This is a genomic window from Halosolutus gelatinilyticus, from assembly GCF_023028105.1.
GTDB classification, from domain to species: domain Archaea; phylum Halobacteriota; class Halobacteria; order Halobacteriales; family Natrialbaceae; genus Halosolutus; species Halosolutus gelatinilyticus.
The window spans coordinates 414,713-439,811 of sequence record NZ_CP095492.1; the positions used below are offsets into that span (position 1 = coordinate 414,713).

The 25,099-nt window shown below is 62.6% G+C and carries 20 protein-coding genes and 1 pseudogene; 15 read left to right on the plus strand and 6 right to left on the minus strand.

Annotated elements, in window-relative coordinates; translation table 11 throughout:
• Window positions 1-549 precede the first annotated feature (549 nt).
• Genes MUH00_RS20945 through MUH00_RS20955 form a run of 3 tightly spaced genes read left to right on the plus strand, consistent with a single transcriptional unit; the run spans window position 550 to window position 3,266 of the window.
• Entirely contained in the window at window positions 550-1,767 is a 1,218-nt protein-coding gene (locus MUH00_RS20945) for a CaiB/BaiF CoA transferase family protein (RefSeq protein WP_247004219.1), read from the plus strand.
• 6 nt (window positions 1,768-1,773) lie between these two features.
• Complete coding sequence (locus MUH00_RS20950; RefSeq protein ID WP_247004220.1) at window positions 1,774-2,907, plus strand: thiolase family protein; 1,134 nt, start codon at window positions 1,774-1,776, stop codon at window positions 2,905-2,907.
• Window positions 2,904-3,266 carry a Zn-ribbon domain-containing OB-fold protein gene (locus MUH00_RS20955; protein ID WP_247004221.1) on the plus strand — a complete coding sequence of 121 codons (363 nt, stop codon included), beginning with the start codon at window positions 2,904-2,906 and terminating at the stop codon, window positions 3,264-3,266. The genes MUH00_RS20950 and MUH00_RS20955 overlap by 4 nt, the downstream gene beginning before the upstream one ends.
• 112 nt (window positions 3,267-3,378) lie before the next feature.
• Here MUH00_RS20955 and MUH00_RS20960 read toward each other — a convergent pair whose 3' ends face one another.
• Window positions 3,379-4,383, minus strand: coding sequence for a TatD family hydrolase (locus tag MUH00_RS20960; RefSeq protein WP_247004222.1), 1,005 nt, complete (start codon window positions 4,381-4,383; stop codon window positions 3,379-3,381).
• Window positions 4,384-4,515: 132 nt separating this feature from the next.
• Between MUH00_RS20960 and MUH00_RS20965 the strand changes: the two genes are divergently transcribed.
• From MUH00_RS20965 to MUH00_RS21015, 11 genes are all read left to right on the plus strand, one after another.
• On the plus strand, window positions 4,516-5,562 hold the full coding sequence (locus MUH00_RS20965; RefSeq protein WP_247004223.1) for a WD40/YVTN/BNR-like repeat-containing protein: 1,047 nt from the start codon (window positions 4,516-4,518) through the stop codon (window positions 5,560-5,562).
• Window positions 5,563-5,622: 60 nt separating this feature from the next.
• Window positions 5,623-6,537, plus strand: coding sequence for a sugar phosphate isomerase/epimerase family protein (locus MUH00_RS20970; RefSeq protein WP_247004224.1), 915 nt, complete (start codon window positions 5,623-5,625; stop codon window positions 6,535-6,537).
• 116 nt (window positions 6,538-6,653) lie between these two features.
• Window positions 6,654-7,427: an SDR family NAD(P)-dependent oxidoreductase gene (locus MUH00_RS20975; RefSeq protein WP_247004225.1), complete on the plus strand. Its 774-nt coding sequence runs from the start codon at window positions 6,654-6,656 to the stop codon at window positions 7,425-7,427.
• 173 nt (window positions 7,428-7,600) lie between these two features.
• The gene (locus MUH00_RS20980; protein WP_247004226.1) at window positions 7,601-7,993 is read left to right on the plus strand and encodes a DoxX family protein; all 393 of its coding nucleotides are present in this window, start codon (window positions 7,601-7,603) and stop codon (window positions 7,991-7,993) included.
• A gap of 113 nt (window positions 7,994-8,106) precedes the next feature.
• Window positions 8,107-9,405, plus strand: a complete 1,299-nt coding sequence (locus MUH00_RS20985; protein ID WP_247004227.1) for an ABC transporter substrate-binding protein — start codon at window positions 8,107-8,109, stop codon at window positions 9,403-9,405.
• Between the two features lie 31 nt (window positions 9,406-9,436).
• Entirely contained in the window at window positions 9,437-11,404 is a 1,968-nt protein-coding gene (locus MUH00_RS20990; RefSeq protein WP_247004228.1) for an ABC transporter permease, read from the plus strand.
• 2 nt (window positions 11,405-11,406) lie between these two features.
• A complete protein-coding gene (locus tag MUH00_RS20995) occupies window positions 11,407-12,153 on the plus strand; it encodes an ABC transporter ATP-binding protein (protein WP_247004229.1) in 747 nt (248 codons plus the stop codon).
• Window positions 12,154-12,157: 4 nt separating this feature from the next.
• On the plus strand, window positions 12,158-12,877 hold the full coding sequence (locus MUH00_RS21000; protein WP_247004230.1) for an ABC transporter ATP-binding protein: 720 nt from the start codon (window positions 12,158-12,160) through the stop codon (window positions 12,875-12,877).
• 706 nt (window positions 12,878-13,583) lie between these two features.
• Window positions 13,584-14,003: an ester cyclase gene (locus MUH00_RS21005; protein WP_247004231.1), complete on the plus strand. Its 420-nt coding sequence runs from the start codon at window positions 13,584-13,586 to the stop codon at window positions 14,001-14,003.
• 19 nt (window positions 14,004-14,022) lie between these two features.
• Window positions 14,023-14,643 (plus strand): helix-turn-helix domain-containing protein, encoded by a 621-nt coding sequence (locus tag MUH00_RS21010; protein WP_247004232.1) that lies wholly within the window; start codon window positions 14,023-14,025, stop codon window positions 14,641-14,643.
• A gap of 854 nt (window positions 14,644-15,497) precedes the next feature.
• A complete protein-coding gene (locus tag MUH00_RS21015) occupies window positions 15,498-16,202 on the plus strand; it encodes a dTMP kinase (protein WP_247004233.1) in 705 nt (234 codons plus the stop codon).
• A gap of 292 nt (window positions 16,203-16,494) precedes the next feature.
• On the opposite strand, the gene MUH00_RS21020 is transcribed toward MUH00_RS21015, so the two are convergent.
• Window positions 16,495-17,055 carry a hypothetical protein gene (locus MUH00_RS21020; RefSeq protein ID WP_247004234.1) on the minus strand — a complete coding sequence of 187 codons (561 nt, stop codon included), beginning with the start codon at window positions 17,053-17,055 and terminating at the stop codon, window positions 16,495-16,497.
• Between the two features lie 516 nt (window positions 17,056-17,571).
• Window positions 17,572-18,156, minus strand: a complete 585-nt coding sequence (locus MUH00_RS21025) for a dihydrofolate reductase family protein (RefSeq protein WP_247004734.1) — start codon at window positions 18,154-18,156, stop codon at window positions 17,572-17,574.
• A gap of 366 nt (window positions 18,157-18,522) precedes the next feature.
• Here MUH00_RS21025 and MUH00_RS21030 point away from each other — a divergent pair.
• Window positions 18,523-18,699, plus strand: a pseudogene (locus MUH00_RS21030) (TIGR03557 family F420-dependent LLM class oxidoreductase); the annotation flags it as partial.
• Between the two features lie 598 nt (window positions 18,700-19,297).
• Here the strand turns inward: MUH00_RS21030 and MUH00_RS21035 are convergent.
• From MUH00_RS21035 to MUH00_RS21045, 3 genes are all read right to left on the minus strand, one after another.
• A complete protein-coding gene (locus MUH00_RS21035; RefSeq protein ID WP_247004235.1) occupies window positions 19,298-20,992 on the minus strand; it encodes a thiamine pyrophosphate-binding protein in 1,695 nt (564 codons plus the stop codon).
• Between the two features lie 723 nt (window positions 20,993-21,715).
• On the minus strand, window positions 21,716-22,654 hold the full coding sequence (locus MUH00_RS21040; RefSeq protein ID WP_247004236.1) for a dihydrodipicolinate synthase family protein: 939 nt from the start codon (window positions 22,652-22,654) through the stop codon (window positions 21,716-21,718).
• 248 nt (window positions 22,655-22,902) lie between these two features.
• Complete coding sequence (locus MUH00_RS21045) at window positions 22,903-25,098, minus strand: ABC transporter ATP-binding protein (protein WP_247004237.1); 2,196 nt, start codon at window positions 25,096-25,098, stop codon at window positions 22,903-22,905.
• Window position 25,099 lies beyond the last annotated feature (1 nt).

A 25,099-nucleotide genomic window follows, 5' to 3' on the forward strand; every position in this document is an offset into this window, starting at 1 on the left:
CGGCCCCGGTTTCCGGGAGTCCCGTCGATGAGGTCGAAGGCGACCAAATCGCGAAACTAGCGGCGATAATGCCGATATCCACGCACGTAACCCATCCCGAAATACGGGATCACTCGCGTCGGGAACGAATTCGTTTCGGTTCGAACGCGACTACGATCTGGGTGAACGAAAACCGGGAAGATTCAGCCTCGTCCCAGGTTACGAAGCGACTTACCGCGCGGGTGACCGCGAATATGTTACACGTGTTATATTCCGTCGGTAGCTTTACAAAGGGATACGCGTATTGTGGGTCATGAGCCGGTTTACTGATAGTGCAGATTCTCGGGCGAAGTTCGGTCGGCGAACCCGTCACGACGCTCCGGTGACCGTCGCGGTCACGACCAGCGATCGCAGTTCGACACGCGCGGTTTCACTACGCAGTGACGACCCCAATCAACTCCGATCGGATCGCGTTCGAGCCCCGCAATTCACCGCACGAGGCGGCGCCTAGCCCACCAGCCCGAACCGATGGCAGAAAACGATACTACCCGAGACACCACAAACGCGACTATGGAAGATAGAGAAAAAATACTGGACGGCGTAACGGTTGTAGACCTCTCCACGTTCGTCACCGGGGGATTCTGTTCGACGATGCTCGCAAATCAAGGCGCGGAAGTCATCAAGATCGAACAACCCGGCTACGGCGATGCTATCCGGCATACTGGGCCGCCGTTCGTCGACGGCGAATCGCCGTACTACTGGACGGTGAATTACGGGAAGCGGAGTCTGGAACTCGACCTGAAGAACCCGACGGCCAAAGAGGTCCTGTACGAGCTCGCCTCCGAGGCGGATATCTTCATTCAGAACTTCCGTCCGGGTACTGCGGCACGTCTCGACGTCGATTACGAGTCGATAGCCGAACACAACGAAGGGATCATCTACCTCGCGATTTCGGCGTTCGGTCAAACCGGTCCGTGGCGGGAACGCTCCGGGTACGATCTGCTCATTCAAGGGATGAGCGGCATCATGAGCGTCACCGGCGAAAGCGGACGACGGCCCGTAAAGGTCGGGTTGCCGATGACGGACCTCGTTACGGCGATGTGGGCGGCGTTCGGGGCGACGGCGGCCCTCTATCGACGACAATCGACCGGCGACGGCGAGTACATCGACCTCGGAATGCTCGAGTCGGCGCTTCCGTGGCTCACCAAACAAGCCGGTCAAGTTTTCGCCGGCAGCGAGCCCCGACGGATGGGGACGAAAGATCCCGTTCTCGCACCGTATCAGACGTTCGAGACCGAAGACAGCTACATCAACATCTGCATTCTGAACGAGAAACTCTGGGGAGAACTGTGCGCGGTCATCGATCGACCCGACCTGCCGGCGGACGATCGCTTCGAAACGAACGCCGATCGCGTCGAACATCTCGAGGAGCTCGAAACGGAGCTCGAAAGCACGCTCCGGACGAAGACGACCGACGAGTGGATCGAGATCATCGCCGAGGACGGCGGCGTTCCGGCGGGTCCCGTGTTCGACGTCGAGGAGGCGTTGAATAACCCGCAAGTCGAAGCCCGCGAAGCGCTGACCGAAATCGAACACCCGGAACTCGGCGACATCCCCGTGATCGAACATCCGTTGAAGTTCGATCGCGCCGAGAGCGGATTCGAGTTGCCGCCGCCGTTGCTCGGCGAACACAACCGCGAGGTGCTCCGAGAGGCGGGGTATTCGGACGCGGAACTCGACGAGATGGAGGCGGCCGGCGTCTTCGGAGAACGCGATTCCGGGGCGTGAACGCAAATGACGGCCACACGCGTTTCCGGCGCCGGAATGACCCGATTCGAGGCGGCATCGGATCGGTCCCTTCTCGAACTCGCGACCGCCGCGGCGGACGACGCGCTCGCCGATGCCGGCTACGCGACGACGGACGTCACGTCGATTCACGTCGGTAACGCGCTCGCGGAGGCGCTCGGAACGCAGACCGGGATCGCGAACGCGGTTACGGCCAGCCTCGGCGCGGAGGGAGTTCGTGCGGATCGAATCGAGAACACCAGTGCGAGCGGGGCGAGCGCCGTTCATCGCGGCGTCGAAGCCGTTGCAAGCGGCGGATCGAGCGTCGCACTTGTCGTCGGCGTCGAAAAGATGTCCGTCGCCGAGACGGCCGACGTGACCGAGTCGATGAGTCGGCTCGTCCACGATCGGGAGTACGTACAGGGGCTCACGCTCCCCTCGTTCGCCGGCCTGGCGGCGAGCGCGTATCTCGACCGGTACGGCGTGCCACGCGAAGCGCTCGCCGCCGTCGCCGTGAAAAATCACGCGAACGCGGTACACAACCCGGTCGCGCAGTTCCGAAAACGGATCTCCGTCGCTGACGCGCTCGAGTCGCCGCTCGTCGCCGACCCGCTTCGATTGTACGACTGCTGCCCGATGACGGACGGCGCCGCTGCGCTCGTCCTTTCGCGGGAGCGGGGAGTGCGCGTGGCGAGTACCGCCAGTGCCACCGGGACCCACGCCGTCGCGGATCGAGCCGATCCGCTCGCGATCGAGAGCGTTCGGATCGCCGGTGAACGGCTGTTCGACGGAACGAACCTCTCCCCTCGAGACGTCGACGTCGCGTGCGTTCACGACGCCTTCACCGTCCTCGAACTCCTCGAGCTCGAGGAACTGGGCTTCTACGATCGCGGGGCGGCGTGGGAAGCGACGCTTGAGGGCGAAACGCGCCTCGACGGGGAGCTTCCGGTGAATCCGGGCGGCGGGCTGAAAGCGCGCGGCCATCCCCTCGGTGCGACGGGCGTCTCCCAACTCGTCGAACTGACGTGGCAGTTACGCGGTGACCTTCCGGACGAACGGCAGGTTCCCGGCGCGGAGACGGGATTCGCGATCAACGTCGCGGGTTTCGGGAACAACAGCGTGTGCACGCTCTTACAAGCATGACCGACCGCAATTCGTCCTCGGAGACGCCGCCCGTTCCGGCCGATCGCGCGTTCGTCTGTACCGGCTGCGGCCGTCGGTGGTACTACACGCGCAGTCGCTGCCCCGACTGCGGCGCGGACGAGTCCTCGACGTACGAACTCGGCGACGGCGAACTCGTCGCGCGAACCGAAATCGCCGTGACGCCGCCCGATGTCCGAAGCCCGAACTGGATCGGTCTCGTTCGATTCGGCGACATCCAATTGATCGCCCAGTTGGATGCTAACGACGTTTCGATCGGAGACCGAGTTACGTTCGCCGGCTCGTATCGGCTTCGCGACGGAATCGAGGCCGCCGAGCCCCGATTGATAGCCGTCGAATAGCGACCGCGAGTTTCGAGGACGACGTTCGCACCGCGATCGGGGCTGCGGACCCGAAAAATCGACGCGGATCCGCACCGACCGCACCGATGACGGGGAGTCCCGGCCGAGCGACTCATCTCGCGACGTCGAAGACGTCTCGAGGGTTCTCCCGAACGACTTTCCGGATCGCCTCCTCGTCGATCCCGTACCGATACAGTTCGAAGATGGCCCGTTTCAGCGCGAAGGGATCCGTCCGGAGGACGTTCGCGCAGTCGGTGTCGATCATGATCCGCTCCGGCCCGTACTCGTCGATCGCGTCGGCGACGTCCGCGGCGGTAACGCCGATCAGCCACGAGTGGCCGATGGTATAACTCAGGTAGCACTCCGTCTCCGCCATGAGATAGTCGGTATTGTTCCGATCCGCGTGCGAGGCGACGACTCGCTCGTCGTCCAGCCCCGCGTCGCGCATCGCTTCGACGTCGATCTTCACCGCCTCGAGCGCGGGGTTATCACCGGTGATCACGGGTTCCTGACCGAGGCCGGTGTTTTTCTCGTAGCCGGGGATCTGGACGTCCGCTCGATACGATCGTCTCGACTCGCTCGATCGATTCGGGGTATGCAGGATAACCGGCAGGTCGTGATCGTCCGCGAGTTCCATCTGCGCCTGCACGATCGCTCGCTGTTGGTCCACGTCCCAGGCGCTGACGTGCTGGGACGGCGTGACGCCGGTCTCGCCGATCGCCACGACCTCGTCAAGCGCGCAGTAGTCGTCCATCGCGTCGAGCAACTCGTCCGGGTTCTCGATGCGAACGCCCGTATGGATACCGAGGCCGAGTTTGGCCTCGAAGAAGTGGTTGCGTTCGATCGCCGCGCGTCGGTTGATCGCGTCGTCCCAGAGGAAGCGGACGTCCGCCGCCCTGACCGGCTTGTACGGCGTCCAGTGGTAGCCGGAGGCGACCATCACCATCGCCTCACAGCCGGAGAGGGCGTACCGCTCTCGGTCGTCCCAGGAGAGCGTGTGGGCGTGATTGTGGACGTCGATCCAGGGTTGGTTGAGAAGCTCCGTCGGCGGGTCGAACGGTTCGTCGTCGAGGTATGCGGCGTCGGTCGGGCGCTTCGTTGGCGGTGTCGGTGTCATGGGTTCGAAGATCTACGGCGTCCGAACGGCCGGCGCGGCCGATCTCGCCGTCGAGTCCGTTATTAGCGAGAGGGGCACTTAGCACTTTTCGGATAGCTAAAACTTATTATGGGTCGTGTTCACATGGACGGTATGACGCTGCTGATCGGAACGGATACCGGACTGTACCGCGTCGACGCGATTCCGTTCGAAGACGGAGACCCGGAGCGGGTGCTCGACTGCGGCACCGTAACCGCGGTGAGAACGTTCGACCACACGGACGGCGTGTTCGTCGCGTCGTCGACCGGCGCGTACCGCTCCCTCGACGGCGGCGAGACGTGGGCGGTCCTCGGCGTTCCGCTGGGGGACCGCTTCTGGCACGCCGGCGAGAGCGAGGTCTGGTCGATCCTGGCGACCGCCGACGGGACGCTGTACGCCGGAACGAACGATCCGTACGTGTACCGCTCGGTCGACGACGGCGAGACGTGGACCGAACTCAGGGGATTCCGAGACCTTCCGTCTCGAGGGCGCTGGGAATCACCGATCGATCCCCACTACGCGCGGCTACGAGCGCTCGAATGCGTGCCCGGCCGTCCGGAACGGCTCATCGCCGGCGTCGAAGCGGGCGGCGTCCACCTCAGCGTCGACGCGGGGCGAACGTGGATCGATCGTCGCGACACGATCATCGACGACATTCACCAGATCCTCCCGGTTTCCGAGGACGTGTGGCTCGCTGCGACCGGCTACCTCGACCACGACCTGGAAAACCTCGGCCTCGGTCACGCCGTCGGCGAAGGCGGCCTCTACCGAACGACCGATGCCGGCGAATCGTGGACGCGAATCGATACGGGGAACGACTTCTCGTACATCAGGCGCGTGTTCGTCCACGACGGGACGGTGTTCTTCTGCGGCGGGGAAGAGGCGCCGCCGGCGTGGGTGAACGACGACCACGAGGCGGCGCTGTTCGAGTCGACGAACTTCGGCCGGGACTTCGAGCGCGTCTCCTTCCCCGGCGAACCGCACGAAGTCGTCGAAACGTGGGCCGTCTACGGCGGCGACGTGATCTGCGGGTCCGGGCTGTTCGACGTTCCCGATCAGCGCGACGACGTCCGGGGCCGTCTCATGCGGCGAACTGGCGACGGCGACTACGAAACGGTCGGACGGATCGACGCGAATATCAGCCGCATCGAACCGGTCTAACTCGCGACGCCGTCCCGTCGCTCCTATAGTTTTATAACGAATCGCACGCCACGTGATGGCATGCACCTCGCAGTACAGACGCTTCCGTTCGACGAGCCACTGGAATCGACGGTCGAGTTCCTCGCCGATCTCGGCGTCGAGAGTATCGACTGGCGGTGCGAACCCGACGACTACCTCGACGATCCGGAAAAGCAAGAGATCCTGCTCGAAACCGTCGCCGAACGGGACGTGACGATCAGCATGCTAGGGGCGACCGGGTACAATCCGCTCCACCCCGTCGACGAACGGGCCGACGAGGCCGACGAGCGGCTCCGGAAGACGATCCGGCTTGCAGACCAGCTCGGCGTCGACGTCGTCTCGTCCTTCTCGGGGCTTCCCGGCGCCACGCCGGACGATCGATCGCCGAACTGGATCGCGACGCCCGTGCCGCCGGGGCGGCAACACGAGTACTACGAGTACCAGTGGGAGGACGTCGCGATCCCGTACTGGGAGGAACTCGGCGAGTACGCGGACGGCTACGGCATCGACGTCGCGATCGAGATCCACGTGAACACGCTCGTCAACAGCCCGGCGACGATGCGGACGTTGCGACGCGAAACCCACGAGCGGATCGGCGGGTACCTGGATCCGGGCCACCTGTGGCTCCAGGAGATCGACCCCGTCGAATCGGTCCGCTACCTCGCCGAGGACGACGCGATTTTCCACGTCGAGGCCTCCGACGTCAGGCGGAACGACTCGAACCTCGCGGTGAAGGGAACGTGGGACATGACGCCGCTGGACGACGCGCTCGACCGATCCTGGTCGTTCTGTCCGGTCGGCTACGGGCACGGCGAGGAAACCTGGCGCGACATCATCAGCACCCTCGATCTGGTCGGGTACGACGGTCCGGTGAGCATCCAACAGCTCAACACGCCCGAGGATCTTCACGGAGGGATAGAAAAAGGGGCTGCGTTCCTCGACCAAATCATCATCTGAGCGCGGCTTCTCGTCGAGTGTGGCGGTCGATACCGGCCGGCCGCGCAGCGACGCGTCGGGAATCGCGTGAACGCCCGGCAGGAACGCTTAAGAGCGTGGTTGCGCAACCCGAATTCATGTTGGACGGAACGACAGCCTTCGTTACGGGCGCGAGCCAGAACATCGGCCGACAGATCGCGCTCACGTTCGCCGATCGCGGGGCGAACGTCGCCGTTGCAGCCCGAAGCGACGGGATCGACGAGACGGTCGACCTCGTCGACGACGCCGATCGAGTGCTCGCCGTCGAAACGGACGTGACCGATTCCGACTCGGTTGCGAGGTCGATCGAGGAGACCGTCGAAACGTTCGGCGGGCTCGACTGCCTCGTCAACAACGCGGGTATCGCGGGGCCGACGGCGCCGATCGAAGACACGCCGATCGAGGAGTGGGAGCGGACGCTCGACGTGAATCTCCTGGGGCAGGTCCGCACCGTGCGGGCGGCCGTCCCGCACCTCCGGGAGAGTCCTCGCGGACGGATCATCAACGTCTCGTCGACCGCCGCGAAGGACGTCATCCCGAGTCGGGCGCCGTACAACGCCTCGAAGATGGCCGTCATCGCCCTGACCCGATCGCTCGCGCTGGATCTCGGCGACGACGGGATCACCGTGAACGCGATCTGTCCGGGAGCGACCCGGGGGAAGCGCATCGAGCGATCCATTTCGGAGCAGTCCGAGAAATTAGGCCTCTCGTTCGAGGAGACGAAAGAACGATTGTTCACCGGGAACGCAGCTCTCGGCGCCCTTATCGAGGAGCGCGACACCGCGGACCTGGCCGCGTTCCTCGCCAGCGAGGACGCCCGTCACATCAGCGGACAGGATATCAACGTCGACGCGGGTTCGTGCTGGGAATGACTGCTTGCCGCCCCGTCGCCTGTGCGGCGGTCTGCCGATCGGGAAGCAGGAACGGAGCGGTCGAGGCGGCGTCTGACCGGGTATTCGATACAAATATATGCGGCGTACCGCAATTTCTCAGCGAAGGATGGTAGTACTCAGCACGCAAGCCGGAACAGTACACGTGGTGTCCCATGACTGATTCGTCCACGGATCGCGATCCACCGTCTCCGCTCGGTCGAGCGTTTTACAGCGGCGTACTCGCCTACATGGCGATCGACGGCTTCAAAAACAACGAGAAGCGCGTCGAGATCGCCCGATCGAAGGGCGTCCCGATGCCGGAACTGCTTGTGCCGGCCGTTACCGCGGTGCTTCTCGCGGCGAACGTCGGTATCCTCCTCTGGAAATATCCGCGGGCGTCCGCCGTCGCCGTTATCGGCTTCTTCCTCGGAACGACCCCGAAGATTCACGACTTTTGGAACATGGAGGGCGGAGAGCGGGCCGCGAACAAAATCAACTTCCTCAAGAACGCGGCCCTTCTCGGCGGGGCCGTACTGCTCCTCGCCGAGGCCAACGAGAAGCGCTAGGGTATTCCGCGGCGAGTATCGAACCCGATCGTACAGACGATCGCAACCTAGTCTTTCACTTTTGAAAACTAGATGAAAGAACATTTATATAGTATAACTCTCATATGTGGGATATGGTAAGCAGTGACAATCCTAGTAGACGGGCCGTTCTGAAACGAACCGGAGCCGGCGCCACCGGAATCGTCGCGATGGCGTCACTCTCCGGCTGTACGGGCGGGGGAAATGGTGACGACGGGGACGGCGGCGACGGCACGAACAACCCCGACCCCGACGAAGTAGACGAGAACGCCGTGAGAGTGGGCTACTTACACCCGTTCACCGGGCCGTTCGCGGCCTTGGGCGACGCCCAAGACATGGGATCCGAGGTGGCCGTAAATCACGTGAACAACGATCTCGGCGGGATTCTCGACCGGGAAGTCGTCCGATTCGTCGAGGACACCGAAGGAGATCCGGGTCAGGGTCGGGATATGGCCAGACGGCACGTCAAAACGAACGAGGTCGACGTGCTGATCGGCGGCGTCTCCGGCGCCGTGAACCTGTCCATCTCCGATTACGCCGCCGACGCCGGCGTTCCGTATTTCGCGTACGGCGGCCCCGAAGAGCTGACGGGGAGCGAGTGTCGACCGACGACGTTCCGATACCAGTATTCCGACGCTCAAATCGCGCGGACGGGCGCGGCGTGGTCCATCGAGAATCTCGGCGAAAACGTCTGGATCCACATCGCGGACTACGCGTTCGGACAATCCATCCGGCGGGAGTGGAAACGCGCCTTCGAGGCGTCCGGGATGGACTACACGATCGTCAACGAAACGCAGACCCCGCTCGGACACGACGACTTCTCGGCGACCCTGAGCGAGATCCAGGCGTCGGATGCGGACTGGGTGCTGCAGGGCTTCAGCGGGAGCGACGCCGTGAACTTCCTCAGCCAGGCCGAACAGTTCGGTCTCCAGCAGGACATCATGAGCACGACGAACACGTACCTCCCGCTCCGCCAGGGCGCCGGAAGTTCGGCCGTCGATACGTACACCACGATCCGATACGATCCCGCCTACGACAGCGAGGCCAACCAGACGCTGGTCGATCAGTACACGAACACGCACGACGAGCCGCCGACGGACCACGCCCTGGTAATGTGGACCAGCCTTCGGTTGTACGCCCAGGCCGCCGACGAAGCGGGATCCCTCGAAACGGCCGCGATCGTTTCGGCGCTGGAGGGTCTCGAGAGCGACGAGCCGATGGGATCGACGACCCTGCGAGAGTGCGATCACCAGGCCCTTCGAGACGGCTTCATCGGGCGGATCACGGAGCCGGATCAGTACGACTGGCCCGGACAGGAGATCGTCGCCGAACGGCCGGCCGAAGAAATCACTCGAGACTGCGGCGAGACCGGCTGCGAGATGCCCTCGCTGTAGCGTCCATGCCGACTATGCACACTCTGTCACTATGATACCGGATGTCCACGTACTGGCGATCGGAATAAGTACGGAGCGGCTGGCGTTCCTGATTCTGAACGGCCTCGCGCTGAGCATGCTGTATATCCTGATCGCGTCGGGATTCGCGGTCATTTTCGGCATCACCGACGTGCTCAACTTCGCACACGGTATCTTCTATATGCTGGGCGCCTATCTCGCCTTGACCGTCGTCGACGCGACGGGCAGTTTCTTCCTGGCGCTCTTCCTGGCACCGCTGGCCGTCGCGGGGATCGGAGTACTAATCGAACGGCTCACGCTTCACCACATCTACGATCGATCGCCGCTGTATCACGTGTTGATAACCTTCGGCGTGTTGCTAGTGGTCACCGATCTCGTCGAAATCGTCTGGGGAACGGGAACGCAGTTCTTCCAGACCCCGGACGCGCTCAGCGGCGCGGCGACCGTCGGCCCGATCATGTATCCCCGATATCGACTCTTCACGATAGTTGCGGGTGCGGTCGTCGCCCTGGCCACGTGGCTCCTGTTCAGGTATTCCGACTTCGGGCTGATCGTCCGTGCGGGGGCTCAGGATCAGGGAACGGTGCGGCTCATGGGCGTCGACATCTCGAAGTACTACACCCTCGTCTTCGGGCTGGGAACCCTCCTGGCCGCGATCGCCGGCGTGTTGGCCGCGCCGTTTCTGAGCGTCAACCCGGAGATGGGCAACGGAGCGCTCATCGTCGCGTTCGTTATCGTCGCCATCGGCGGCCTGGGGAGTTTCGGGGGGTCGATCGTCGCCGGGATCATCGTCGGCCTCGCCCAAACCGCAGCGAACACGTTCGTCCCGGAGTTGTCGGGATTCGTGTTTTACATCCTGCTGCTCGCCGTACTCCTGTTGAAGCCCGAGGGGATACTCGGCGCGTACGAGATACGCGATCAATCCGCGAAGCTATCCTACGACGAGACGATTCCGCCGGTGAACCTCACCGATCGCAAGGTGCTCTCCGCGTTGTTCGTCCTGTTGCTCCTGCCGTTCGTCGGCCTGAACACCTTCATGAGCATGTACGGCGTGGGCCTGGTCGCGCTCATGTTCGTGTGGGGCATCCTTGCGCTCAGTCTCGACACCGTGACCGGATACACGGGGTTGATATCGTTCGGCCACGCGGCGTTCTACGGGATCGGGGGGTACGCGGTCGCGTTGGGTACGATACACGTCACCAATTCGTTCCTCCTGGGGCTCGTACTCGCCATGCTCTTCGCCGGAATCGTCGCGTGGCTGGTCGGTGCAGTCTCGGCGAGGCTGTCGGGTCTGTACTTCGCCGTCGTCACGTTCGCGGTCGCCCAGATGCTGTACGAGCTTTCGGTGACGTGGTCCGATTTCACCGGCGGCAGCAACGGCCTCGCCATCGACCGCGTCGAGCTGGTCGGCGTTATCGACGTGTCCGAGACGCTCACGTTCTACTACGTCTCGCTCGCGCTTCTCGTCGGGCTGTACTACTTCGCAAAGCGGATCATGTACTCCCCGTTCGGGCTGCAGCTGAAGGCGATCCGCGAAAGCGAACGGCGGGCCGCCTTCCTCGGCTACGACACCAACAAGGCGAAACGGCGAATTTTCGCAATTTCGGGCGCGATCGGCGGCGTCGCCGGTGCGCTGTTCGTCACCCACCAGACGTTTACCAGCCCGGAGACGCTCGTCTGGATCGTCTCCGGCGACGCGCTGTTCGCGATGATCCTCGGCGGCGTCGGGACGCTCTTCGGACCGATTATCGGCGGCGCCGTGCTGATCGGCCTGGATCAGATACTGACGATCTACTTCGACCACTGGCGGCTGATCCTCGGGTTGATTATGATCGTGATCGTGCTCTTTGCTCCGCGAGGTCTCGTTAGCTTCTACTACATCGCTCAAGAGCTCGTCTCCGGCGATCGGAATCCGTTGGTCGACCGAAACGCGGAGATCGCCTCCGACGGCGACGGCGACTCCGCGAAACCTGAACGATAAGCATGCTCGAGACACACAACCTCACGAAAAAATTCGGCGAACTGACGGCCGTAGACGGCGTCGATCTCGACATCGAGCGCGACGGGATCCACGCGGTCATCGGCCCGAACGGCGCGGGAAAATCGACCCTGTTCCACCTGTTGACCGGATACCTTTCCCCGACAGCGGGGGAAATCCACTACCGGGGCGAGAACATCACCGGGCTCGCGCCCCGGAAGATCGTCCGAAAGGGCGTCAGCCGATCTTTTCAAATAAATGATTTATTTGAGGGATTAACTGTAGAGGAAAACCTACAGATAGCGACGCAATCCCTCGACGATCGGCGGAATTCTTTCTGGGCCGAAGCCGATTCGCTCTCGACCCCGGTTCGAAAGGCGGAGCACCTCATGGCCGAACTGGAGTTGGACGAGTTCGCCGAGACGCGAGCGGACGCGCTCAGCCACGGCGACCAGCGAAAACTCGAGATCGGTCTCGCGATCGCCGTCGAACCGGACCTCGTCCTTCTCGACGAACCGGCGGCCGGAATGGGAAAGCAGGAATCGAGAGCCATGGTGCGAATGATACAGCGGATCGCCGAGGAGCGAGATATAAAACTGATCGTGATCGAACACGATATAGAAATGGTAATGGAGATATCAGATCGAATTACGGTGCTACACAGAGGGGGAGTCTTAGCGGAGGGCGACCCGGAGGCGATCCGGTCGAACGAATCGGTTCAAGAAGCGTACATCGGTACGGGGGAGGACTAATCGGATGACCGCCGAACCGATACTGTCAGTGGACGAGATCAGCTCGTCGTACGGTTCCGGACTCGTCCTCCGAGGCGCCTCTCTGAACGTTCGAGACGGCGAGGTCGTCGGCTTACTCGGTCGAAACGGCGCCGGAAAGACGACGACGCTGCGGTCGATCGCGGGCGTCCTCACGCCGCGCGAGGGAACGATCAAGTTCGAAGGAGCGGATATCACCGATCGTCCGGACTACGAGATCAGCACCCGCGGCATCAGTTTCGTTCCCGAAGAACGGGCGATGTTTCCGGATCTGACGGTCCACGAAAACCTTCAGATGGGCGCGATCGAGGACAACGGCGGGATCATGACGATCGACGAGATACTCGACTGGATGCCTCGACTCGCGGAACGGCAAAGCCTGAAGGCGTCGAAATTGAGCGGCGGCGAGCAGCAAATGCTGGCGATCGGGCGCGCGCTGGTGAGCAAGACGGACTTGTTGCTGCTGGACGAGCCGACCGAGGGGCTCGCGCCGCAAATCGTCCAAGACGTAATCGAAACGATCGAGTCGATCAAACAGCGAGGGATTCCGATCCTGCTGGTCGAACAGAATCTAAACACCGTCCTCGAGGTGGCGGATCGGGTCTACGTTCTCGATCAGGGGAAGATCGTCTACGAGGGCTCGGTCGACGAGTTGGAGGCCGACGACTCGGTTCAGGAGCAGTACCTCGGCGTCGGCGGGACGTAACCACCAACCGTTCCGGGCGTAACGGGAGCGACCGTCGGCGGGCATCGTTCGGATCCGCTGGCGCCAGCAGCGCGCACCTCAGCAGCCGCGATCGGAAGTTCCGGAAGGGCGAATCGAAGCCGTTTCTAATACTGCGTCAGCTTCTCCCGTGAAGCGGACGTTCGGAAGCGTTCCCATGTCCGGTCTCATCTGCTCACCAGGTAGCTGCGTTGAGAAGCGAAGTAGTAATTAGACATCATGATGGCGGATGAGAAAATGCCCTCCCACACGCGCCGCCGCGTACTCGCACTGTCCGGCAGGCCGGCGTTGGACTCGCCGGGTGCGTTTCTCGAGACCGCTCGTCCGTCGACCTCTCCGCGAAGGCGGACCGTCCTCCGACGATCGCCGGCGATCAGGTGCTCATCTACGACGGGAGGACCCTAACGGCACTCGGACAAGCCGACGGAACACCACAGTGGGACGTCGAGACGGACGGTACCGGGGAAATCGTCGCGACTCCGGATGCCATCTTCGTGAGCGTCTCCGGAGGACGCGTAACCGCGCTGAGTGATGTGCGTCCGTGACAGCGATCGCCAGTGAACTATATCTACGAGTATTCACCCAGAGCACGAGTCCATCCCGTGGCGGATCGGTGCCCGCTGCCGACACGCCGACAGCAACATGTTGACCGCAACACGTACCCCCGATCGCAGCGATACCGTACGACATGGAAACGCCCGCGGACGCGCTGGAGCGGTTGTACGAAGACGTCTGGAACGGAACGGATCCGAATACGGCGGACGAACTCGTACACGAGGAGTACGTCATCCACGATCGCGAGCTGGCAGCGGAACTTCGGGGGCCCGAGTTGTACAAGGCGCTCGCGAGCGGAGCGCGAGCCGTCTTTCCCGATATGGCGTTCGCGATAGAGGACACGGTCGCCGCCGGTGAGACGGTCGCGCTCCGGTGGACGATGACGGGCATGCATCGGGGAACGACGTTCGGCGTGGAACCGACCGGACGGCGGGTCGAACTCCCGGCCATCGAAATCAATCGCTTCGAGCACGGGAAACTCATCGAAACGTGGACCCAGAGCGACCAACTCGGGCTCTTGAACCAATTGGGAGTGGACCCGACGAGCGAATAAGACGCGATCGATCGGAACGATGCCACGGGCGACACTGAAACTCAAGTCCAACGAGGCGCTGATCGCGCTGTCGAAGTCGCATCCCGACGTCCGGTTCGAAGTCCGGAGCGCGTGGCCGACCGACGGGAAGCTCAGAGTACTCGTCGAAACGTCTGCGATCGAGCTCCCGTCGCTTACCGAGACGATAGCGGAGATACCCGAACTGACAGCCGTCGAACTCAGACACGCGACGGAGCGGTCCATCCTGTTCGAAGCGAACACCCCGATTCCCGACCCCCACGGCGCGATGGCGGAGTCGGGGATCGTGCCCTCGTTCCCGTTACGGCTCGAAGACGGGTGGCTTATCGGCGATCTTACCGCGTCCAAGAACCAACTGCCCGCGTTTCGCGACGAACTCGAGGCGGCGGGGATCGCGTACGAGCTCGTCCAGGTATCCGCGACGACCGACGCGCGGGACTTACTCACCGATCGGCAGCGGGAAGTCGTCGAATTAGCGATCGAACACGGATACTACGAGTCACCTCGATCGTGCACGGTGACGGATCTCGCGTCGATTCTGAAGGTTCACAAATCGGTGGTCAGTCGAATCCTCCATCGAGCCGAGGCCCGAATCGTCACGTCGTACTGGTCGTCCTGTTGACCCCACACGCCGACCATCCCATCGAGAATTCTATCCGGCTTGGTAGCGTCGATAAGGTTGGCACCAGAACGCGATGGTCATCGGTGGCGCACGGCGACAGCTCGATCGGCGAAGGCGACGGGTGACTCCGAGGACGTCGCCGACTGCGCGAATCCGGTAGATCCGGTCGGAAACCGGTCACTCGCAGTAGACTGTGACAACGCGGCGATCGGTACGTAGAGATGCGAACCTAACACGGTTCCTTCTATCAACTAACGGTAGTGATAGTAGAGCCGTGCTGAATACAGAGCGCGTATCGGTCAGACGTAGTTACGGACAGAGAATCTACGCACGGTGTGAGGGTTTTATTGCCTTTCTCAAGGAACAATACGTATGCGCCTCCCCGCAAAGGCTCTCCTGCTCGGACTCGTGGCCTTGACCGCCTCCCATCTCATCGCAATCACAACTGAATCACAGGCGGTCGCTCAATTATCGTGGCTACTCATCTTTGCGGTCATAGGGTTGGCTCTGCTGACTCTTGGCGATGAAATCGTTCACCGTTTCCGTCGCAAAGATACTTCCTGAACAACCTTCGGACAGAGTAACCACGCGACCGCTGTAATAGTGAGTTCACAGAATACACTTGCTGAATACACCTTCTGTATTCAGCACGGCAATCTTGACAGATTTCAGTTAGATCGACTGCTGAACTGTTTCCTGCTTGGCCTGAACGGAACGCAGTATTCACTCACATCACTCTGTAACGAAGTGCGGCGATCGTTGCAGCGGGATACGCACGGAGCACTGGGTCGCACTCCGACGTCGGAGGAAGGGATATGTTCGTCCGATGCGAACGGTTATAGGATTCTCACCGAATGCCACAGCTACCACGCACGGTCGCCATCGTCGGGCCGGATGGAAGCGGCAAAACCACGCAAGCAAAACTCCTCGTCGAGCGTCTGCAGGCGACCGGCTACGATGCGCAGTACGTCCACGCCCTGTACTATCTTTCCGACACCGTCCCCTGTGCAGACCGACTTCGGAGACGTCTCGGGCCGCGGAAAACGCGCACCCAAGCGCCGGGACACGGCCCGTTCTACCTCGTTCGACGAGCGCTGTTCGGTCTCGTTAGCGTTTGGTTCGCGTTGCTCACGATCGGGATCGTTTCCGTCCGGGGTCGCAACAAGCGGCAAATAGTGGTGTTCGATCGGTACTACCACCAGTTCTTCTATGACGTGTATGGATCGGCGGGTATCCCACTCTCGCATCTCCTTCCCCAACCGTGGCGGACGATTTACTTGGACGCTGACCTCACCACGGTCCAGGCGCGGATGGACGCCGTCGATCGGGCGGTCGACGAGCGGTACTACGCCACCGTAATCGACCTGTACGACGACTGTGCGACTCCCGAGTGGCTGTCATTCCGTGCAGAACTACCGGTTGACACGCTTCACGAGCAAATCTTCCAGGCGATCCGCTACGACGTCGACCGAGACCGCTCTCAGAGCAGCAGCGATCGGATACGAACGATTCTCTTTCGGAAGAACCAAGCGCCCAAGAAGCCCAGAGAAGGGCGATAGCGATCGACATATCGATTACTCAGCGGCCGAACGAACCGCGTCGCTCCCCCACGAGTTTGATGAGCAAGCTATCGGGCCTACTCCGGGTACTTCTATCGGCTACTGATAACGCTACCAACGTCGTGCTGCAGACAACGTGCGTATTTTCAGGGCAAATAGTGGTGAGTTGTACGACAGGCGAAAAGATGAACGACTTCTCCGTGTGGACCACGCCTTCACTCGCACCAGTCGGCGACGGAGAACGACGATCGGCACGTAGCGATGCGAACCGGCCGAATGAACTGCTGGCTCGTCAGTGGTCGTGATCGTGGCTCTCGTTTCCGTGGCTGTGGCTCGAGTGGAGTTCCGTTACAATCGGCGTTACTTCGTCGTCAGCCTCGGATCGAAGTTCTGCCTCGAACTCCTCGGGGACGTGTGCGGTGAAAATCGAGTAGAAGCCATCGGACGCGACGCGGAGTTCGATCGTCGTTTCGCCGCTCGGCTCGAAGTCCACGCGATACAGCGTATCGGACGAGGGTTGTACGGCGTCACCGTCAGCGACCACCGTCCCCGCCTCGTCTTCCTCGAATAGTCCCGTCGCTGTTTCTCCCGCGTGGAAGAGGCCGTGATCGCCGCTCTCGTCCGTCGGGACGACCGCGAGGTGCATCTCGGGATCGGGCCCCTCGTAGTACGTGTACGTGTACATCCCCGACCGGAGTTCGTACAGACCGCCCCATTCCCACGGCGGATCATCGTGTTCGTGTTCGTGATCGTCTTCAGCAAGGGGATTGTCGAGACAACCGCTACCGAGCAGCGGTGTAAGACCGACAACGCTGAGGACTGCCCGCCGTCTCGTGATCCGTGTCACGGTCATCGTACTACTGTTGTCTCCATGAGTGAGATAGAACTTTCGTAGTGGTCGATCACCCCTCCCCTGCCTTTCGCCTGTACGGACACACCATTCACTCGCACCAGCACGTGATAGAGGACGACGATCGGTATATAGAGATGCGCACATATCATTCCTGTTGTCGCACCATCCGTCCACCCAGAAGATATAATCCTCGTCACGACAAACTCGCATCCGAGAATCAACCATGGATACCGTTACATTCTCGGGCACCCTCCCAACTTGGATTGCTTCAATCACAGCCGCCGTTGCCGTCCTTTTCGGTGTAATTGCAACTGACCTCCTCACACTCGGTACGCTGGGTCAAGTTGCAGTGACCCTTGTTTTATTAGCGGTGTTCGGGACAACAGTTGACCGCCTTCTAAATCGATAGGCAGATCCTGTCTGCTCTCTACATCACTTATACGTAACACCGCGTTCAGCATTAGTCTCGTAACGAAGAACAACGATCGATACACTGAGCCGCGAAAACACCGGGATTCACTCCGCCGCATCGTCCAACGCGAACGAGTCGTACTCGATCTCCCCCGCTCGATCGTATCGAAGCATTTGGACCCCAGTGCTCGACGTTTCGGCATCCGTCAGCTCGAGGGCCGCGGGAATCGTCCCATCGCCGAACAACCGCTTTCCGTCCCCGACGACCAGGGGGAAGATCCACAGCCAGAACTCGTCGACGAGATCGTGCGCGAGCAGCGTCTGAATCAGGTCGTGGCTTCCCTGCACGGAGATCACGTCCCTGCGATCGCTCTTGAGATCCGCGACGGCTTCCTCGACGGTTCCAGAGAGCAACGTCGAGTTGTTCCACTCAACCTCGTCGAGGGTCCTGGAGGCGACGTATTTGGGCATGCTATTTAATTTCGCCGCCACGGGATCGTCCTCCGTCTCGACGTTAGGCCAGTGTGCGGCGAAGATCTCGTACGTCTTCCGGCCGAGCAACAGCGCGTCGGCCTCGGCGAACTGGTCGTCCATAACCGCACCCATCCGCTCGTCCCAGTAATTGACCGACCACCCGCCCTGTTCGAATCCACCGTCGCGGTCCTCGTCGGGGCCGCCGGGCGCCTGCATCACGCCGTCGAGCGTCAGAAACGTTCCCACGACGAGTTTTCCGGCTGGTTCGTCCGCGCGATTATTGCTCACACACTACGTAACGCGACAGTAGACGATATCCGTTTCGTCGATCCGGATCAGCACCGTCGAGCTCGACGCTGAAGCCGGATGCGCGTCGATGCCCGCCGCGAAGGTGCCGAAGATCCGTCCCACCAGCACCCACTGGAGCCGGCGACGTGCGCTCGTGACCGGCGATCGCCCGCAAAGTCGTCGGACTACCCGCTTGCGGAGTCGCGTGCCGAGGTCTCGATACAACGGCTCCACGATGTGTCGCGATTGTAAGGGCACACGCTAAGGATCCGACCGTGGTCGCGCGTTCTACACGTGACCGAACTCGGCTACAAACTCATCCGCGACGAGCACGGTCCGAACGACCTCGTCGAGTACGCCACCCTCGCCGATCGGTCGGCATTCGAGTACGCGATGATCTCCGACCACTACCACCCCTGGACCTCGACGCAAGGTGAGAGTCCGTTCGCATGGAACGTGATCGGCGCGATCGGTGCCGGGAGGAATATCGTCCCTTGGACGGAACTGGATTCAGGTTTAGCTTTGATAGAACACTACAACGGTTTCCGGGCCGTTTCTCCAATAGTGGATAGTTGATAAGTATATGAATATGATGTCTAAACTATATATTCAGCAGCGTTCCGAGTACCGCGCTTTTCGCGTCGGAATCGAAACTCGCGGCGGGACGTACAGCTTTGAATTCGGGCACGGAATCGTAACAGAATGCAACGCCGTCGCGCTCCGTTCTCGCTCGCTGAGAAGCATGTCGGTAATTGCTAATCCGCGTTGGATGTGATTTGATAGGGGTGGATCGTCCGTTTCGGACAAGCAGGTGGACAGCAACAGTAGCACCGATCGCCGAGTCGAATTGCAAATTCGCCGATCGCGGCGCGAGACGATCGGAGTGGATCCTCGACTGTGATTCTGCGTTTGTCCGCTCAGTTCTAGCCGGGAGATTGCCCCCGTTCGGTGCGAACTTTCCAATGTATTGGCAATATTGAAATCTGATAACTGTGCCGGGAACCGTCGGGTATCCGATTGCGCCGATTCGCGAGACGTCGCCTTTCGCGAGCGGCGAACAGCGCACGACCTAGAACGAGACGTCGGTATCGTAGTCCCCGGCGGAGGGGGCCGTCGGCTCGTCCGGATCGATGCGAACGTCGATCAGTTCGGGGCCGTCCGCGCGCGCCACCGCGATGTCGATCGCGTCCGCGAGACCCGCAAGCGTTCGTACCGTCTCGCCCCGACAGCCGAAGCCCCCCGCGACGGTTGCGAACTCGGGCGACGACCAGTCGAACCGATGCCCCTCGGCGTACCGATCGATCTCCGGGGACTTGCTGATGATCCCGTAGTCCTGATTGTTGAAGACGATCGCGATCACGTCGATCTCGTGTTCGACCGCCGTGTGGAGCTCCTGCAGACACATCATGGCGCCGCCGTCGCCCGTCAGCGCGACGACCGGCCGATCCGGCGACGCGAGGCTCGCGCCGATCGCGGCGGGGATCCCGACACCCATTCCCGCCCACGAGCCGGCGGTGACGTACGTCTCGGGTTCGTACGTCTCGAAGGTCTGTTTGGCCCAGAGCCGGAAGCCGCCGATGTCGGTCGTTACGACCGTTTCCGCCGGTAACGCATCCCGGAGCGTCCGAAGCGCGCCGGCCGTCGCGATCGGTGTCTCGTCCTCGAGGAGCCCGCGGGCACGGAGGCGATCGTCGTACTCCCGCCGAACGCGATCGCCGACGACCGCCCCGTCCCAGGCGGTATCGGGGCGAGGTTCGGACCGGAGGCGACGGTGCAAGCGGTCGACCGCGTCGGCGACGTTCGCGACGATCGGAACGTCGGCCTCGTAGGACGCGTTAATTCGGCTCGCGTCGAGGGTGACGTGGACGAGCGTCTCGCCGAAGGGGAGCGACCAGTCGGCGGTGGTGACGCCGTCGAACCGAGTTCCGAGCGCGAGAACGACGTCGGCCGCTTCGAGGGCCCGTCTCGCGCCCGCCGGGAGGTGACTCCCCGTGACCCCGAGCCAGCGTGGATCGTCCTCCGGGAAGATCCCTTTCCCCTTGTAGGACGCGACGATGGGAGCGTTGAGCGTCTCGACGAGGTCGCGGATCGCCTCCGGATCGCCCGATCGACGGGCGCCGACGCCGAGGTAGACGAGCGGCCGCTCGGCGCCGGCGAGCGCGCGCGTCGCGGCTCGGTATTCGGCGTCGCCGTCGAACCGGCTCGTCGGCGGCTCGATCGTCACCGGCGGCGAACGAAACTCGGCGTCGAGGAGGGACTTCGGAACGCCCAGCCTGACCGGCCCGTACGGCGGCGTCAGCGCGGTTTCGATCCCCGAACGAACCAGCCGGTGGAACTCGGCCGGGCGCTCGATCGAGTGGTTCGCTTTGACGACGGTATCGAACGTTTCGGGCTCGATCTCGTGGATCGGCCCCTTCCCCCTGTCGTCCGGATCGGCCTCCGCGGCGACGTGGATCAACGGGACGCGGTCGTCGAGCGCGTTTTTCAACCCGTGCATCGCGTTCGTGTCGCCGGGCCCGGGGACGGTGAGCGTCGCGGCCACGCCGCCGCCGGCTTCGTAGTATCCCCACGCGATGTGCGGGATCGCCGTCTCGTGGCGCGCCATTACGTATCGAACGTCGTCCCGGCGATCGACGGTCCGATCGAGCGGGAGCGTTTGCGTTCCGGGGATGCCGACGAGGAGGTCGATTCCGGCGTCGACGAGGGCGTCGTACAGGTGGTCGCTACCGGATCGTCTCGGCGGGCCGTCGTCTGTCGGAGCCATGTCCTGAGTTCTGACTGGCGCGGCGGAGACCCATAAATTCACGCGATTACGATGTCCCGTTCGGCTCGCGTATCAAGGTCCGACGCTCGCTCCCGTTCCGAGGTTCGGACCGCCGATCGGTGCGGGTGGTTCACACAGCGCGAACGATTACATCGGTACGAATGTAATAAAGTTCGCCGAATCCCGCGATCGGGAGCCGTTCGTCTCGCTAGCGATCGGTCACGCTGGGACCGAAGCTCAGCCGAAGCCGCGGTTTTCGACGGCTCCGAGGACCGTACTCCCTCGTTCCCCAGGAGTGAATAGCAGATTGCGATCCGATCCGCCCCGGATTGGCGGCGCTGCTCGTCCGACGGCGTGCGGACGGAGCGGCACCGATCGTCGCATCATCGCGATGCATAGCCAGTGTCGGCCGCTTCCCCGTTGCCCTCCCGATGGGATTCGCGGAAGTACTGCGGACCCGATCTCGGATTCCGACGGCTACTAAGGTGCATCGGCGCAATTGTGGTTCCCGATAGGGGAACCAACGATCGGCGATCGGACGCGCGATCTGCCGATCGAGTTCGGCTGCAAGCGACGGCCGTTCGACCAGTTCTCGCGGGTCGTTGCGATCGAGTTATCGTCGACTGCCGCCGCACCGTCCGCTCCCGAATCGAGGTTCTCTGCCAAAATTGTGGCTCACGAACGGGGTAGTGCTTCTGTCGCCGTTCGGCCTGCGAGTACGGATCAGTCGATGAGGGAGTCGATGTCGTCTTCGAGTTGGCTGTAGAGTTCCTCGGCTTTCCGCTCCTCTTCGGACGCCAGCGGTCGGATCGGTTCCCGAACGTTTCCGCCGTTGAGGCCGGCGAGTTCGAGCCCCTTCTTGACCGCCGAAACGCTGATCGCGCCCTCGATCTCGTTTCCTTGTCCGGTCTCGTCCCGGAAGTTCTGGTAGGGAAGGCAGATGTTCCGGAGTTCGCGGGCGCGGTCCCAGTCGCCGTCGGAGAGCGCGTCGAACAGTTCGAGGCCGATCTCGGGTCGGAAATTACTGACGCCCGCGGAGAAGCCCTCCGCGCCCTCGGCCCAGAAGGAGACGGCAAACGGTTCCGCGAGACCGTCGACCCAGACGACGTCGTCGCTGCCGGCGGCGACGCCCGCGCCGAGCTTCACCGGATCTTTCAGCGCGTACTTGATCCCGACGACTCCCTCGACGCGGGTGAGGCTGGCGAGATACTCGATGGACGGGTCGAATCCGCGGACGTAGGGAACGAGCGGCGTGTCCGTCGCCGAGGAGAGACTCCGGTAGTACTCAAGCAGTCCCTGTTCGTGGATGTAGGTGTGATCGGGCGGCATGATCATCATCGCGTCGACGCCGATGCGATCGTACGCGTGGATCAGATTCCGCGCATCGTCCGTGCTTCCGCCGACGCCGGCGAGGACGCAAGCGTCCGATGGAAGCGCATCGACGCTCGTCTCGGCGACGTCGATGCGTTCGTTGGTGGCGAGCGAGTGGTACTCGCTGATGTTGGCGGTCGCCAAGAACGTTCGAACCCCTGCGCTGTATAGCTCCTGTGCGTTTTCCGCGATCTTCTCGTGTTCGATTTCGAGGTCGTCGTCGAACGGCGTCAGGAGACCGACAGCAACACCGCGGAGACGGGTCCGTACCTGCTCGGCTGACAATGGCATAGATTCCACATATATCCAATGAGGTATAAGTCCATCGGATGGCGTGAACGCGCCCTTCCGATTCGTATCACCGCTGCGTACTGTTCGATTATCCCTGCTGAACGAGTCACCCCCGGCGACCAGAGCCGCGACGCGATCGCGCGACTCGGACCGCCGACCCGACGGCAGAGCGATCGACGGATTCGAGACGCCACTCCGCCGGCCGATCGGCGTGAGGGGGCGGGGTGCGCAGACGGGTTCGAGACGGCTCAATCGCTTTGCGTTGCGATCGGGTCGTCGTCCATCGTAATCGACGCGCTGTTCCAGTACTCGTGGTCGTCGTCGACGCGGAAACAGGCGGCTTCGTGTAACTCGCCGTCGGGGACGTCGAACGAGGACGGATCCTGGGCTCGACAGACCTCCCTCGCCTTGGCACAGCGCGTGTGATAGCGACAGCCGCTCGGCGGGTTCGTCGGGTCTGGAATGTCGATCTTCCGGATCGGCGACTCGTCGTCGTTGTCAGCGCCCAGCTCCGGCGTCGCCCAGCACAGCGCCTGCGTGTAGGGGTGTTGTGGGTCGTGGATGATCTGTTCCGGCGGTCCGATCTCGACGAGACGACCCAGATAGACGACGCCGATCCGTCCACCGGTCTTCTCGGCGATGTACCTGGCGTTCGAGAGATCGTGAGAGACGAACAGGTACGACGTGTCGAACGTGTCCTGAAGCTGGATCAGGAGGTCCATCATCTCGACGCGCAGCGAGACGTCCAGCGCGCTGACCGGCTCGTCGGCCATGATCACGTCGGGGTTCATCAGCATCGCCCGGATGATCGCGACGCGCTGTTGCTCGCCGCCCGAGAGCTGGTGGGGGTAGCGCTCGATGTAGTCTTCCGCCGGCGACATCCCGACGTGCTCGAGCAGGCTCAGGATGCGCTGTCGCCTGTCGTTTCCGTCGAGTTCGTCGTTCCAGCGCTTGAGCGGCGCTTCGAGGCTCGCCTTGACTCGACGGTGCGGATTCAGCGCGCTGCCCGGATCCTGGTGGACGATCTGGAGCGATCGGCGGATCTCGCCCCACGAGCTTCCGTCATCGGCGCCCGCTTTGACGTCCCAGATGTCGTGACCGCGGTACGTGACGCTCCCGCCGGTCGGCTTCTGGAGGCCGACCGTCGTCTTGCCGAGCGTCGTCTTGCCGCAGCCGGACTCGCCGACGAGCACGACCACGTCCTTCTCGTAGATGTCGAGCGAGACGCCGTCGACGGCCTCGACGACCTCGGGGTCGGCGAACATGTCGAGGAACCCCTTCTCCTTCTCGAAGTGTACTTCGACGTCGTCGAGCGAGACGACCGGCTCGGCCGACGCGGACCGCGAGGGGGTCATTCCGGGATCGGTCATCGCCGGCCCGTCGCCTCCCGCCAGCTCGTCGAGGTCGTGCGTCATCGGAATCTTCGCGCGCGCGTCCCCCCAGTGGTGGCAGTGGACGTGGTGGCTCCCGTGTACCTCGTACGGTCCGGGATCGACGTCGCGACACTCGCCGTCCGCGAGCGGACACCGCGGGTGGAACGAACAGCCCGCCGGGACGTTCACCGGGTCCGGCGCGCTTCCCTCGACCGGCTGCATCGTTTCGATCGGCGCCTGAAGGTTCGGCGTGGACTTCAAGAGCAACCGCGTGTACGGGTGGGCGGCGTCCTCGAGGATCTCGTCCGTCGGGCCGAGTTCGACGAACTCGAAGGCGTACAGCACGCCGATCCGGTCCGCGATGTCCGCGACCAGCGGCAGGTCGTGCGTGATGAAGACGATCGTCAGGTCGTACTCCTCTTTGACATCCTGGATCAGCGAGATGATCGACCGCTGCATCAGCAGGTCGAGCGCCGCCGTCGGCTCGTCCATGACGAGCACCTCCGGCTCCAACACCAGACTCAAGGCGATCAGCGCCCGCTGTTTCATCCCGCCGGAGAGTTCGTGGGGATAGGAGTCGAGGACGCGCTCGGGATCCAGGTACAGGTCCGCGAGAATGTCCTTTGCTCGCTCCATGCCCTCATCGATGTCGTAGTCGTGGGCGTCGAGCGTCTCGACGAAGTGGGTGCGGATCTTTCGGACGGGATTGAACGAGCTCATCGCCCCCTGAAACACCATCGAAATTTCCTCCCAGCGGAGCTCCTTGAGCCCCTGTTTGTCGAGATTGAGGATGTCGATCGGCTCTCCGTCGGGAGGCCGGTACGTGATGTCCCCGTGGAGGATGCCCGGGTCGACGATCGCGTCGAGCAGGGCCGACGCGAGCATGGACTTGCCGCTGCCGCTCTCGCCGACGACGCCGAGGATCTCGTTTCGCTGGATGTCCAGGTCGACGTCGTCGAGGACGCGGGATTCGCCGCGCTCCATGTCGAACGTGACGGACGTGTTCCGGATCTCCAGGATCGGATCGTCTACGGTCGTGTCGTGTTTGTAGCCGGTTTCGGAAACGGTCATG